Origin of the sequence: Brevibacillus borstelensis, assembly GCF_036700025.1 — a bacterium.
In the GTDB taxonomy this organism is placed as follows: Bacteria; Bacillota; Bacilli; order Brevibacillales; family Brevibacillaceae; genus Brevibacillus; species Brevibacillus borstelensis.
Map to the genome: position 1 here is coordinate 3,610,049 of NZ_CP144922.1, position 14,284 is coordinate 3,624,332.

13 protein-coding genes are annotated in these 14,284 nt (G+C 51.0%); 4 read left to right on the plus strand and 9 right to left on the minus strand.

Annotated elements, in window-relative coordinates; genetic code table 11:
- Positions 1-45 precede the first annotated feature (45 nt).
- Together yfkAB and V5G20_RS17250 are read left to right on the plus strand one after the other, a co-directional pair.
- On the plus strand, positions 46-1,161 hold the full coding sequence (gene yfkAB / locus V5G20_RS17245) for a radical SAM/CxCxxxxC motif protein YfkAB (RefSeq protein ID WP_031931754.1): 1,116 nt from the start codon (positions 46-48) through the stop codon (positions 1,159-1,161).
- 28 nt (positions 1,162-1,189) lie between these two features.
- Positions 1,190-1,444 (plus strand): alpha/beta-type small acid-soluble spore protein, encoded by a 255-nt coding sequence (locus V5G20_RS17250; RefSeq protein WP_003387415.1) that lies wholly within the window; start codon positions 1,190-1,192, stop codon positions 1,442-1,444.
- A 72-nt stretch (positions 1,445-1,516) separates the two neighbouring features.
- Here V5G20_RS17250 and V5G20_RS17255 read toward each other — a convergent pair whose 3' ends face one another.
- The 5 genes from V5G20_RS17255 to V5G20_RS17275 form a co-directional block, all read right to left on the minus strand.
- Positions 1,517-1,705 (minus strand): hypothetical protein, encoded by a 189-nt coding sequence (locus tag V5G20_RS17255; protein ID WP_003387416.1) that lies wholly within the window; start codon positions 1,703-1,705, stop codon positions 1,517-1,519.
- Between the two features lie 98 nt (positions 1,706-1,803).
- On the minus strand, positions 1,804-2,598 hold the full coding sequence (locus tag V5G20_RS17260) for a carbon-nitrogen family hydrolase (RefSeq protein ID WP_031931753.1): 795 nt from the start codon (positions 2,596-2,598) through the stop codon (positions 1,804-1,806).
- Positions 2,599-2,745: 147 nt separating this feature from the next.
- Positions 2,746-3,057, minus strand: a complete 312-nt coding sequence (locus tag V5G20_RS17265; RefSeq protein WP_003387418.1) for a LysM peptidoglycan-binding domain-containing protein — start codon at positions 3,055-3,057, stop codon at positions 2,746-2,748.
- A gap of 157 nt (positions 3,058-3,214) precedes the next feature.
- Positions 3,215-3,880: a HipA family kinase gene (locus tag V5G20_RS17270; RefSeq protein ID WP_338461454.1), complete on the minus strand. Its 666-nt coding sequence runs from the start codon at positions 3,878-3,880 to the stop codon at positions 3,215-3,217.
- Positions 3,881-4,220: 340 nt separating this feature from the next.
- Positions 4,221-5,750 (minus strand): fumarate hydratase, encoded by a 1,530-nt coding sequence (locus V5G20_RS17275; RefSeq protein WP_003387420.1) that lies wholly within the window; start codon positions 5,748-5,750, stop codon positions 4,221-4,223.
- A gap of 191 nt (positions 5,751-5,941) precedes the next feature.
- On the opposite strand from V5G20_RS17275, the gene V5G20_RS17280 reads away from it, so the two are divergent.
- Both V5G20_RS17280 and V5G20_RS17285 read left to right on the plus strand, forming a co-directional pair.
- The gene (locus V5G20_RS17280; protein ID WP_338461456.1) at positions 5,942-7,978 is read left to right on the plus strand and encodes a beta-propeller domain-containing protein; all 2,037 of its coding nucleotides are present in this window, start codon (positions 5,942-5,944) and stop codon (positions 7,976-7,978) included.
- A gap of 76 nt (positions 7,979-8,054) precedes the next feature.
- Positions 8,055-8,741, plus strand: coding sequence for a tetratricopeptide repeat protein (locus tag V5G20_RS17285; protein WP_003387422.1), 687 nt, complete (start codon positions 8,055-8,057; stop codon positions 8,739-8,741).
- 82 nt (positions 8,742-8,823) lie between these two features.
- On the opposite strand, the gene V5G20_RS17290 is transcribed toward V5G20_RS17285, so the two are convergent.
- The 4 genes from V5G20_RS17290 to V5G20_RS17305 form a co-directional block, all read right to left on the minus strand.
- Complete coding sequence (locus V5G20_RS17290; RefSeq protein ID WP_171506774.1) at positions 8,824-9,513, minus strand: MBL fold metallo-hydrolase; 690 nt, start codon at positions 9,511-9,513, stop codon at positions 8,824-8,826.
- Positions 9,514-9,597: 84 nt separating this feature from the next.
- A complete protein-coding gene (locus V5G20_RS17295; protein ID WP_031931750.1) occupies positions 9,598-10,401 on the minus strand; it encodes an ABC transporter ATP-binding protein in 804 nt (267 codons plus the stop codon).
- A 77-nt stretch (positions 10,402-10,478) separates the two neighbouring features.
- Entirely contained in the window at positions 10,479-13,031 is a 2,553-nt protein-coding gene (locus V5G20_RS17300) for a bifunctional diguanylate cyclase/phosphodiesterase (RefSeq protein ID WP_081607726.1), read from the minus strand.
- A gap of 71 nt (positions 13,032-13,102) precedes the next feature.
- Positions 13,103-14,032: a GGDEF domain-containing protein gene (locus V5G20_RS17305; RefSeq protein ID WP_003387427.1), complete on the minus strand. Its 930-nt coding sequence runs from the start codon at positions 14,030-14,032 to the stop codon at positions 13,103-13,105.
- Between the last annotated feature and the right edge of the window lie 252 nt (positions 14,033-14,284).

Sequence of the window (14,284 nt, forward strand, 5' to 3'; positions counted from 1 at the left end):
AGTATAATTAGAGGAATGTACGCAGAATGAAGGAGGGGTCAATCCATGATCCGTATGGTACCAACTACACCGCTTACACCTCAGCACGACCCGTGGGAGCCGCTTTTTCATGCGACGCCGCCTGCCTACAAGCTGACAAGTGTCGAGTTTACGGTTACCAACCTGTGCAACCTCCGCTGCGAGCATTGTGCAGTTGGTGACACCCTTCGTTTCAAAGACGATCCTGCCCTGCCGATCCAGACCATCCTGAATCGTCTGGATGAAGCGCAGGACCTCGCTACTATCAGTATAACAGGCGGAGAACCAATGTACAGCGAGCGCACCGTCAAGGAAATCATTCTCCCGCTGCTTCGCTACGCGACGGACAGAGGCCTTCGCACCCAGATCAACTCCAATCTGTCGATGCCATTTTCCAGGTATGAAATGATATTGCCTTACATAGATGTGATGCACATGTCCTGGAACTGGGCGACGCCCGAAGAGTTCCGTACCATTGTTTACGCAAAAAGCAGGCAGATGGTTTCTTCCAAACAGGCTGAACAGCAGTTTGCCACGATGTGGTCCAATGCGCAGAAGCTTGCCGACGCCGGCGTTTTTGTCTCTGCCGAAACAATGCTAAACCCCCGAACATACCAGAAATTGGATGTCCTTCACAAGCAGATTCAGGAAATGGGCTGCCTCCGTCACGAAGTGCATCCCATGTACGCCAGCGATTTCGCACGTGAACTGGATGTTTTGACTTTGGATGAGCTTCGTCAAGCTGTTGCACACATGCTGGAAATCCGCAATGAGAATTTGTGGATGCTCTTTGGCACCTTGCCGTTCTTTGCCTGCAGTCCATTGGAGGCGGACAGAGAGCTGATCCTGAAGCTGCGGGAGGCCAAAAACGTAACGGTACGCAACGATCCGGACGGCCGAAACAGACTAAACGTAAACGTCTTTACCGGAGACGTCATCGTCACTGATTTCGGAGATGTCGCTCCTTTGGGCAACATCCAGACCGACCGTTTGGATACCATGTTCAGCCGCTGGCAGGAGCACCCGCTGAACCAAAACATCAACTGCTACTGTCCGGCTGCCTCTTGTGCCGGCCCCAACCTGCTGGTTGCCAACACCTACTATGCAAATGAAAACTTTAAAGAGAGAAAAGCGCTGATTTAATGGGCAAACTACCTGTGAGGTGATTTGCATGAGCAGGCGTAGAAGACGTCCTCTCGTACCGCAAGCACAGGCAGGACTGGACCAGTTGAAGGCCAGGGTGGCCGGTGTCAATCAACCCGAGCAGGCGAAATTTGAGGTTGCCCAGGAGCTGAATGTCCCTTTGCAAAACGGATACAACGGCCAGTTGTCCGCTCATGATGCTGGGCGTATCGGCGGTCAGCTGGGCGGGGGCATGGTAAAGGAATTGGTTCGAATGGCGATGGAGCAGCTTCCCCGCAAATAACCTGACCAAAAAGAAAGAACCGCATCGTATGCAGATGCGGTTCTGCTGTTTTTCATCATCCGGTTATTCGTTTCAGCGAAGCCGATCTAACTGCTTGACGCTTGATTTTCTCGGCCCAAGCATGGAGCGGCTGATGTTGTTTACTTTGTGAAACGAATCAAACATTTGGTCCAGGACCTCGATCAGCTCCCGTACCTGCACCACTTTTCCGTATACACCGTCAAAATGGTGACGAACGTTTTTTCCATTCAGCCGAAACATGACCGCACCTCCTCTGTTCCTCTCCTACCACCGTATGCGATACGGGCGTCAACGGAGAGAGGGAAACGCCGGTCCATCCGCCCATTTTTTGAGAAATTCTAGAGGCGATACAGGTCCGGACGGCGATCAGCAATTACAGGAATTCGGCTTCTCACTTCATCTACGAGGGTGAGGTCAATCTCCGCCCTGATGATCTCTTCCTGCTGCATGCCTTCGGCGATAATTTCCCCCCAGGGGTTAATCACCATGGAATGCCCGCAAAATGTATTTCCGTCGCCCTCCCCGACGCGGTTGCAGGCGATGACGTACATCTGATTCTCAATCGCGCGTGAAATCAAAAGCTGGCGCCAGTGATGAAGCCGGGGATGGGGCCATTGGGCACAAACAAACAGAGCCCGTGCTCCTTGCAAAGCATGCACCCGCACCCACTCCGGAAAGCGAATGTCATAGCAAATGACGGAACTGACTGGCTGACCATCCAATATGTAAACGCCTGGGCGATCTCCGGCGGCAAGAAACTTTTCCTCTTCCATCAGTCGAAACAAATGCGCCTTTGAATAGCTGCCTGCAAGCTTCCCGCTGCGATCAAACACAAACGTTGTATTGTACATCCGACCATCCCTGTTTTCCGCGACGGAACCGCCGATTACATGGGCCTGCAGCTTTTCTGCCGCATCGCTCAGCAATTGCTTGGCTCGCTCGCCGTTTTTATCAGCGATTTCATCCAGCCGCTTCAAATCATAGCCTGTATCCCACAACTCCGGCAAGAGGACCACATCCGGTCTTTCGTCTGACGATTGGAGTTGATTGACAAAATTCCGAATCGCCTCTACATTTTTTTCCGGCTGTCCAAAAGCAATATCCATCTGCAGCAAGGCAACATTCCACTTCATCTGTTTCCCCCCTGACTTTATTCTCTTAATCGTAGCCTTCACTCCACAGGAGTTCAAGCATAATTGTCGATTTTGCCAGGGGTGCCATCGGGCAACCGGAAAGAAAAGAGAGGGCCCGAGGCTAACCCCGGGCGGGCTTGAAAAAGATTACGTGCGTGGACGCGGCCGTGCCTCCAGACGAGTTACCCGTGTTTCGAGACGATCGACGCGCCGATCCAGTTCACGAATATTGCGCTCGGCACGGTCCATGCGCTCATTGAGACGGCGGATACGGCGATCTACATCGTCGCGCGGCGGTTGAGGCGGACCCGGCTGTCGAACGGGCACCCAGATCGTTTGACCGATATAGATGTAGTACGGGGCGGGGATGTTGTTCACTCGAATCAGTTCCTGTACGGGAACCCCGAAGCGGGCGGCAATCGCATTTAATGTATCCCCGGGTTGGACTACGTAGTTCACGTAAACCACTCCTTTTTGTATTTGATTCGTTATTAACCTATGCCCGCCCGCCTGCCTGTGAAATAAGCGATCACCCATTTTCCCAAGATTGGTCAAACACCTACGTCATTCGCCGTGACAGGCTCTTACGCATTAAAACATTCAGAGAGCCACAGGGTTACAGCAAACCAGGTTTGTTCTGCTTGATTTGATCGAGAATATCCAGCATGATCAAATCTATGCATTTTTGACGATATTGCAATAATCTTCGCAGAAATTCCTTTTTTCGTTTCGTCAACGCGAGCTGTTTGGGAACAGTGTCGATGGCACGAGTAATCTCCGCTTCAGGCAGCCCTTGAATTCTATTTACCATTTCGTCTACAGCCGACCTGTTGCTTAAAACAACCTTCTTCATGCCAGTGGGAATTCTCATGCTTTTTTTTAACTGAGGGTGCTTGAATCCCTTCACACGAGCAAATGGAGAATTGGTAGGCGAGCCAAGCAGTGCGCTCCCATGGTCGATTAAATACCAGTTGTACTTTTCCTTCGTACTGTCCCGATAGAGTACGAGATTGACACTCGTGCGGTCCTTGTTCAATATCCATGCGTCAAACACGATCACTTGAGCCAAACGCTTGATATCGTTCACAAACCACTCCGGACAGTATTTCACCTCTTTTTTTGCCCGCTCCCACGTGATGACTTCTTTTGCGTTCACACGCCTTGAAATATAGCCCCTCACCTTCCTTCTGTCGGGGCCTGACACCATGGCCGGTTTAAAGTTTGCTACCGGAAATCCCAGGCTTTTTGCAAGGGAATTCGCAAGGTATTCGTTCACGATCATTTGGCGATGCTTCCTGCTTTTTTTAGTCCTTTTGTATGGATACTTAAAAAAACCGATGTTTCCTCGTTTATCGCGAACTTTCCAGACTTTTTTTCTCGTTTCTCTCTTCATGCGCCCTGCATATTTCCACCTCATTCGGTAAATGTTCCTTTCTGCTGATCATAGGTACTGATACAGAATATGGAATTTACACAGATTTGAACCGGGCATACATTTCAAAAAGCACCAGTTCCGTCTGTGTACGCTGTCACTTCCTTTCTACACGGTTCCTAATCCAGCAAAAAAGTCACCGGCAGCGTTTCCACTGCTGGTGACTTTTTGTCCCATACTCGTATTCTTTTTATTTAAAAACAGGCTCCGCGAACTGTGCCAGTTTTTCCATCGAGCTCTTTTCTACATCTGCATGCAGGCTGTTTCCATGGGAGTCCATCGTAACGATGGCAGCAAAGCCTTTCACGCGAAGGTGCCACATCGCTTCTGGAATACCGAATTCCATAAAGTCGACACCTTCAACCTTTTCAATACAGTCTGCATAATACTGAGCTGCTCCCCCGATCGCGTTGAGGTATACAGCACCGTGCTCTCCCAGCGCCTTCAGCGTTTTTGCGCCCATGCCGCCTTTTCCGATGACAGCCCGAATGCCAAATTTCTTGAGGATATCGCCCTGGTAAGGCTCCTCGCGGATAGATGTTGTCGGTCCGGCTGCTTTTACGTGCCACTCGCCTTGCTCGTCTTTCAGCATAACAGGACCGCAGTGGTAAATGACGCCGCCATTCAGGTCAACCGGGCAATCGTGATCCATCAGGTATTTGTGCAGGGCATCGCGTCCGGTATGCATGATACCGTTGATGATGACGACATCCCCTACCTTCAGGCTGCGAATTTGCTCCTCGGTGATTGGTGCCTGAAGCACAACCTCACGACGCTCTGCCTTTGGCTGGTCGGTTTCCGCATCGAGGTTCATGGCAACCGGCTCATCCTTGTACAGGTAACGAATGATTTCGCCCGTTTCTGCATTGAGGCGGACACCTTGACGGCGGAACGCCCAGCAGTTGTAGGCTACAGATACGAAAAAGCTGGCTGGCAATCTGTTTTCAACGCCGATTTTGCAGCCGAGCAGCGTGGAAACGCCTCCGAAGCCCATCGTACCGATACCGAGCTCGTTGGCTTTTTCCATGATGTATTTCTCCAGCTCGGCCAGCTCGGGAATTTCGTTCACATCGTCGACGCGACGGAACAGCTGGTGCTTGGCCAGCGCATAGCCGGACGTCCGGTCGCCACCGATGCCCACTCCGATGAAGCCGGCACTGCAGCCTTGTCCTTGCGCCTGGTAAACCGAGTGCAGGATGCACTTGCGAATGCCGTCAAGATCGCGGCCTGCTTTTCCGAGGCCTTCGAGCTCACAGGGGAGGGAGTACTGGATATTCTTGTTTTCACACCCGCCGCCCTTGAGGATCAGCTTGATTTCGATTTCGTCTTCTTCCCACTGCTCAAAGTGAATGACGGGCGTTCCCGGTCCCAGGTTGTCCCCGCTGTTCGCACCAGTGAGCGAATCTACAGAATTAGGGCGCAGTTTTCCGGTTTTCGTCGCTTCCACGACGGCTTCATAAATCGCTTTTTTGATAACGAGCTGATTTACGCCGACCGGGGTCTTGATTTCAAAGGTCGGCATTCCAGTATCCTGGCAAATGGGGGAAACGTTGTCTTCCGCCATCTTGATATTTTTTGCAATGGTTGACAATGACAGAGCAGCGCGTGTGCCCATGTCTTCTTTTGCTTTCGCGTCGTTGATGGCGCGGCGCACGTCCGGAGGCAGGTTCGTCGAGGTTTCGGTAATCAGCTCCAGGATGCTTTGCTTCAATGTATCCATCTTTGTCGCTCCTTTTTAACCATCTGTAGTATCGATATCCTAAACCGCCTCTCATTATATCACACTGCTTCGCTTTCGTCCGTAGAATGTGCTTCCCGGGGTGTGAAACATTTCCCCCCACCCTCCGTCTAAAGGATAGAAAAAACTGGTTCTGCCGGTTTGCCGGAACGAATGATAAGGGGCGTATTCAAATGAAAAAATGGATGAGTGGAATGTTGGCAGGCGTAATCGCCATAGCTGCTGTACCTGTTTGGATGAGTTTCGAGAGCCTGGGGGAAAAGGAAGCGGCGGCTTCAGCGAAAGTGGCTGTCGCTTCTGCAAAAGAATCCACACCTACCGATCAATCAGCACTGCCAAAGGGGGCCGACCAGCCTCTTCCGGTCGTCGGTTCCTACGAGAAGCTAAAGAAGCTGTTGAAAGATTATGAAAAAGGCCACGGCATCCAGTATGGGGTAACTGAGACAGAAGCGATGGAAGCCGTACCGGCGATGGAGGGAGCACCGGTGCTCAAGGCAAAAACGGCAGCGGCTCCAACCCCGGATTCCTCTTCCTACTCCTCTACCAACGTTCAGGTACAGGGAGTCGACGAAGCGGATATTGTCAAAACGGACGGGACGTATTTGTATCAGGCGACCCCCGAAGAAGTGCGGATCATTCGGGCAAAACCCGCAACAAGCATGGAGCTCGTCAGCAGATTGAGCTTTTCCGGCGATGAATTCTCCCCGCAGGACATGTACATCGATGAAAAGCGGCTGATTGTGATCGGACAATCGCGTCCGAAAGCCGTGCGCGACCATATCATAACCAATGAAAAACGGTTCATGCACGGCCACTCGAATACAATGGTGCAGGCGCTCATCTACGACATCTCGGATAAGCACTCTCCCCGTTTGACCAGAGCACTGGAAGCAGACGGCTACTACGTGTCCTCCCGGAAGATCGGCTCCAGCTTCTATCTGGTGACCAACAAGGGGATTGATTGGTATGCGCTCTCCAACCAGTCTCAGGAAGTCCCCGGACCGCGTTACCGGGATACAGCACAAGGGGATGATTACAAGACGATCGGCTACTCGGCGATTCGCTACTTTCCTGAAGCGATTCAGCCTGGCTACCTGATCGTCGCGGGAGCCAATCTCGATAACCCCAAGCAAGCCGCTTCCATCCATACGTATCTGGGCTCAGGCGAAAATGTCTACGCTTCACCGAATAACCTGTACGTGGCAGTCACTCAGCAAGAGGTGGAGTCAGCGGGCAAAGCAAAGAAATCGCTGATCGCCGGCGGCCCCGTTCCAATCATGAAGAGCGAAACGTCTCTCTACCGCTTTTCCATGAAAAACGGAAATCTTGCCTATACGGGAAAAGGGACTGTTCCGGGCCGCATGCTGAATCAGTTTTCCCTAGATGAGCACAACGGCTATCTGCGTATCGCGACAACCTCGGGAGACATGTGGCGAACAGACGAGAATACCTCCAAAAACAACCTGTATGTGCTCGACTCACAATTGCAAGCAATAGGAAAGCTGGAAGGAATCGCCCCTGGCGAAAGAATCTATTCTGTGCGGTTTATGGGGGACAGAGCCTATATGGTTACCTTTAAACAAGTGGACCCGCTGTTTGTAATCGATGTCAAACAGCCGGATTCACCCAAAATTTTGGGCGCTCTGAAAATTCCCGGCTACAGCGACTACCTGCACCCGTATGATGAAAACCATATCATCGGATTTGGCAAAGACGCCGTGGCCGACAAAGAGACCGCTTTTTACCAAGGAATGAAGCTGGCTTTATTCGATGTCACGGATGTGAGCAAGCCGGTGGAGAAATTCCAGACAGTCATCGGGGATCGCGGAACGGATTCCGAGCTGCTGTATGATCACAAAGCGCTGCTGTTCTCCAAGGAGAAACAGCTTTTGGCCTTCCCTGTGTCGGTTCACGAGCTGACAGCGGAGCAAAAGGCGGAAAAAGATATTCGCGCTTACGGAAGCTTCTCTTTTCAAGGAGCCTATGTTTACAGGCTGAATGAGCAGGATGGATTTGTCTTGCGCGGGACCATTACCCATCTGAATTCCGACGATATGAAAAAAGCCGGCCAGGATTGGTACGACAGCGCAAAAAACGTAGAGCGGATCGTCTACATCGGCGATACGCTGTACACGATCTCACGAGATCAGGTGAAGGCAAACAGCCTGCAAACCCTGACCGAAACGAACACACTGATGTTGTCCAAATAGAAGCAACCATCTGTCAAGGCTGTCCATTCTGTGCTAAGATAAAAAAGAGACACAGCAGAGAGAGGGTGTCACCCGCTTGGAATATTTGGACCTAAATCTGACATCGACGCTTTCAGGCGTGGCCGTCGTGCTGGTAGTAGCCTTTTTGCGACTGCACTGGCCGTTTCGCTACCAATACATCGGACATTTTTTCAGGCAAAATCCGGAAAGACGCAAGCGCTGGCTAGACGCTTCCTATCGGCGCAATCGCACGCGGACGGTCGCCATGCTGGATAAGTCAACATTGGAAATCCTGTCGGGAAACTATGAATTGGCAGAGAAATATATTGTACAGGGCCTGAATGTATGCAAGGAACGCCCGTCCCTGTTTAATCAGGCAATGGTGCATTACCTCTTTTACAACCTTGCCTTTGTCTACTTTACGAGCGGCAAGTACTCGGAAGCGCTGGAAATCGCTTTTCGCGTCTATCAGCGGGATCAAGGCATGACCGACTCGCTTGGATTGATTGCCTGCTCACACGCCCGGCTGGGTGAGATCGAGAGCGCGATCGAAGCCTACAGCCTGATACCAGGAAAGCGTTCAACCCGAGAATGGAAGCTCCTCTGCCTGGCCGAAATCGAAGCAGCCAAAGGCAACTACGAGAGAGCAATTACTCATTTGCATCAGCTCATGACAAAATCCGGCCTTTCACTTTGCCTGAATCGCGCAGAACTGGAGAAGCGTCTGGAAGAATGGACGAAAGCTTCCACACAAGCTGGATAACTAGTGATAGGCGTCATCGAAAAAGAAGAACCGTACCAACGTTTGCCGTTGCGCGGTTCTTCTTTATTTCCATGCCATTTTGTTATCCCCGAACAATCCCGATCAATTCCTGAAAAAAAGGGGCAATGTCGCCGCGCAGGATCGGGCCATGCCCTGTAGCCAAATACTCAATCGGCCAGTCCAGCAGAATTTCCAATCCTTCCGCAAAGCCTGCGGCCTTTTCCGGTTCCTCGTCCTTGCATCGCTGGATGAATTGCCTGCAAGCGTCACGCTGCAGCGTGCCGTAGTCGACAAGTTGTTCCCATGGCGTACTGCCGAAGTGGATGTGATCCCCGATAAAGCAAATTTTCGTATCCGGATCAAAGAAGGCGACAGATCCCTCCGTATGGAAGGGAAGCTGCCGAAATCGAAGACACGGCAGGTCTCCTCCAGTCCCCGTGAACGTATGACCGAAAAAAGTCTGGGAAAAATCGTCTAGCTCATAGTAGTCTTCGAGATGAATCCAATTATGCCGTGAGGGGAAAAGATCGGCGTTTCCGATATGGTCAGCATGACAATGCGTGAAGTATACATAGGCAATCTGCTCCGGTTTGACTCCGATCTCCACAAGTGCCTGCTGGAAGTAGGGGCGGTGCTTGCGAAGATGGGAGTCCACCAGCACAAACGCATCGTCTTTCGCAATCACATAGCTGTTGATATAGCTTTTCCACGCTTCTTCATAGGTCAGGATCGCCCACGTGGACTCGGCGATTTGTTCCGTTACGTTCGTCAAGCTACCATCTCTCCTCTCCTTCCAAGAGTATATTCCTAATCTTATTATACACGAATGCCCGAGGGTGTGGCTGAAAAGTCGCGCTTACCTGGCAGGCGAAGCTTCACCCAGACTCACCCACACCCGTCCGCTAACCTCGCGAAGCTCCAAAGGAACGCCAAAGAAACCGCTCAGTACTTCTTTTGTCAATACATCCAATGATTGTCCAGCTCGCACGACCTGCCCTGCCTTTAACAGCAGGGTATGAGTAAAGCATGGCAGAATTTCCTCGATATGGTGGGTCACATACAGTAAAGTGGGACCGTCCGGCTGCTCGGCGACCCGTGCGATCATGGACAAAAGCTGTTCCCGTGCCAGCAGATCCAGGCCTGTACAAGGCTCGTCCAGAATCAGCAGTCGCGGAGAAGCCATCAAAGCACGGGCAATCAGGACTTTTTGCCGCTCCCCTTGGGATAGTGTCCGAAATGGCGAATGACGCAAATGCCCGCAGCCAAACTCCTTCAGCAAGGCATCGGCCCGGTCAATATCCTCTGCCGACGGTTTTGTGTACAGCCCGATCGTAGCCTCGCGTCCGCTCAACACCACCCTCTCGGCAGTCTCATTCTCATGCAGTTGAGACATCAGCGAGGAACTGACCCAGCCGATTGATTTGCGCATGTCGCGCAGGTCCACTTCGCCGTATCGGTGACCCAATACAGACACTTGCCCCTTTGTCGGCCAAGTATAGCCGCAAATAAGATTGAGCAGGCTCGTTTTACCTGAACCATTTTGGCCGACCAGACACCAGTGCTCCCCTTTTTTTACCTGCCAATGAATATGGCGCAAAATATGTTTCTCTTCTCTCTGCCAGGAAACATCGCTGATATCGATGACGAATTGATCTAGCATGTCCCCTCACTCCTCCCTATACTCCAATTGAAACGATTACTACGAGTATACATGGAGTTCAGAAAAATGGCACGAGTTCAATTGTTCACGACAGTCTGCTTCTTCAAAAGTTCCTCCGCCTGCTTGGCCGGCACCGGCTTGCTGAACAGATATCCCTGCATTTCGTCACACCCTCGCTCTGCAAGGAACTGCCGCTGTTCCTCCGTTTCCACCCCTTCTCCCAGCACCTGCAGCCCCAGGCTGTGCGCCATCACGATAATCGAGGAAGCGATCGCCGCATCATCTGCTCGGCTCGGGATTCCCCGGATAAACGACTGGTCGATCTTCAAACGCTTGATCGGGAAATGTTTGAGGTAACTGAGCGATGAATAGCCTGTTCCAAAATCATCCATGGATACTTGAATGCCTACCTTATGCAACTCCCGGAAGGTCTCAATGACGCGGTCGACGCTGTGCATTGCAATGCTCTCCGTAATTTCCAGCTCAAGGCATTCCGCAGCAAGGCCGCTCGTTTCCAAAACGCTCTTTACCTTGTCTACGATCTCTTCCTGATAAAACTGTGCCGCCGATAGATTGACAGCCACGCGGACCTTGGGCGCCCCCGCTTCCTGCCAGCTTTTATTTTGCCGGCAAGCCGTCTCCAGAACCCACTCCCCAATCGGAATAATCAATCCCGTTTCCTCGGCCAGCGGGATAAACACTCCCGGAGAAATCACTCCCTGCTCCGGATGATTCCAGCGGATCAACGCCTCCATCCCTACAATCCTGCCCGTTTTTGTCTCAATCTGCGGCTGGTAGTAGAGCTCGAGCTCGTTGCGTTCCAATGCATGGTGAAGGGCATTTTCCAAGGCGAGGCGCTCCGGGGTAAGGGTATTCATCTCTTCTTTGTACAATTGGTAGTGATTGCCGCCAAGACGCTTTGCTTTGTACATCGCAACATCGGCAAGCTTGATCAGCGTTTGGGGATCTGTCCCGTCCTTTGGAAAAAGACTAACCCCGATGCTGACCGTCGTAAACAGTTCATGCCCATTGATGAAAAAAGGCTGGGACATCTCTGCGATAAGCGATGAGGATATGCGCATGACTGTATTGACATGGTCTATTTCTGAAAGCATGATGACAAATTCATCTCCGCCAAAACGGGCAACGCTATACTTTCCTTCTATGCACTTCTGAATCCGCTCGGCAGCGCTTTTCAGCAGCTCATCTCCGATCCCGTGACCCAAGGAATCGTTAATTGTTTTAAACCGGTCAAGATCCACAAACAAAACCGCGCCCAGCATTTTTTTCTCCCGAGCCTCTCTAATCGCTTCAGCCAACTGCTTCTCCAGCAAAAAACGGTTTGGCAGGTCGGTAATGTTGTCGAAGAAAGCGAGCTTCTCAATGGTCTCCTCCGCTTTTTTGCTGTCCGTGATGTCCCGAAAGGCCGTTACAGCTCCGATCACCTGATTGTCCTCGATAATGGGAGAGGTGATATAGGCCACAGGAAAGGAAGAGCGGTCTTTTCGGAAAAACATCGCGTCTTCTACACGCCGTTTCTTTCCGTTTGCGAGTACCTGCAAAATGGGACTTGTCTCGTATGCAACCGCTCCGTCGCAGGGTGGCTTGTACTGGGCAATCCAGCGAATATCCCGGCCGAGCAACTCTTCCTTCATCCAGGACAGCAAGCGTTCCGCCTCCGGATTGACAAATGTGATGCTGCCCGCGCGGTCGACGACGATGACTCCTTCTCCAAGCGTGTTCGTGATCGTTTTCAACTGCTTTTCACTTTTGCTCAATGCGAGCTCTGCCTCGCGACGGCGGCGAAAGGGCTCTTCGATCGTGGAGACATAGATCGCCTTCATAATGGTGTAGTACCCGCAAAATTTGAATACATGCCCCATGATGGTATACCAGTCATCTCCAGTCTGATTCTGGGTGAAGACGAGACCGCCGAGCATGAGATAAACAGAGGCAGTGGCAAATCTCAGCATAGTCGGGTTTTTGTCTCGGCGATAAAGCAGCGCAAAAAGAACGGCCCCGGCGAGGTTGAAGAACGAAGCTGCATATTCCATTCCTGCCTTCAGCAAAGTCACTTCCTGCTGCTCTGTGATAAGAAGCGGCAGGCGCTCCGATTGCGTGCCGAGCCATGTAAAAATGAGAATGAGAAGCAGAATCACGAAGCTGAATACGGGCTTTCTTTGATATACGCTGATCTCCTTGTCCTTGGTCGATAAAATGACGAGGATAAAGATTGAACAAATGAAACGGGACAAAACCCAACACCACGTCGCTTTCTGAACGGAGCTTTCGCCTCCAAAAAAAGACAGCCCTTGGTAATTGATCGTGTGCTGCAAATCCAACACGCCGACAACCAGGAACAGGGCGCCGATCAAAAGGCGATGACGGGACATCGTCACTGGAAACAGCATCCATCCCTGAAACGCAATCGAAATGGCCACCATAATGCTGAAAAACTCGAGCATGCGGTACAACGATTGAACTTCTTCAGACGTCATCGTCATAGAAAAAGGTATCTCCACCAGGGAAACCAGTATAAACAAGGCGATAGCCAGAACGGCATACACCATCGTCTTCCTCTCAATATCAACTGGCCATACATCGGCCGATTTCTTTACCTGTTGTTGCATACCTTCACCCCAATACCAAACCTGCGCTATACTTGCGATTCCTGTTCACGTTTCACATCCGTGAAAAAAGACTACTTTCTTTTCCCCTTTTCCTGATACATCGAAAAGTCTGCCCGTTTAAGCAGTGCTTTCAGGTCACCCCCGTCATCCGGGTATATACTGATTCCGGTACTGCCCGAAACCGCAATCTCGGTCTGATCAATGATAAAGGGCGACTCGAGTAAGCGAATGAGATCATCTGCCACTTTTTCTGCTTCCCGCTTTGAAGAAAGGTTCGGAAGCAAAATGTTAAACTCATCCCCTGCCATCCGGGAGACCGTTACTCCCTCCTGAAAATGACCCTGAAGACGTTTGGCGACTGCTTGGATTAATTGGTCCCCTACATCATGCCCGAATGTGTCGTTAACGTGTTTAAAGCCGTTTAAATCGAGAAAGAGCAGCGCGAAAAAAGTATGCTCCTTCTGAGCCACTCTGATCTGTTCCTCTACTTTCTGCTGAAACAGCAATCGATTCGGCAGTCCGGTCAGGTAGTCATGATACGCATAGTACTTGATTTTTTCCTGGTGCTTCTTCTGTTCCGTAATATCACTGAAAGCCGCCGTATAGTACTGAATGTCGCCATTCTCCCCACGAACGGCACGTATGCTGATGTATTCAAGAAACAGCTCGCCAGTCTTGCGCCGATTCCAGATCTCGCCTTGAAATTCTCCTTCTTTGGTCAATTTGTCCCACATTCTTTGATAAAAATGCGGATGATGACGCCCGGAGCTTAAAAGACGCGGATTTTTTCCTACGATCTCTTCTTTGGAGAAGCCTGTCACCTCACAAAAAGCTTGATTGACGAGCAAGACCGTTCCATTCGCATTGGTTAAAAGAAGTGGATTTGGCGCTGTTTCAAAAGCAATCGCTACGAGATATAATAGCTCCTCATCCTGCCGGATCGTGCTGATCGATTTCCGGCCCGTCTCGAACCCACCCGGCCATTTCTGGTCACCTTTCATGCTCCCCCTCCTTTCTCTCTCGAACATAATCTGTGTATATGGTCTCGATCATCAGATGGGCCGACAGCTTGACTGTTTCTTTTTTCCTATTCCCTCTTTCCTCCCGAACATAACCTATCTTCACAAAAATACCAAATTTCGACAATAACCTACACGATATTGTCAAATTCTCAGAAAAGCGAACTGGCATAAAAATAGCCTGGCATCTAGCTGATACCAGGCTCAGGCTGTCGAGAAACCCCACAATATGTT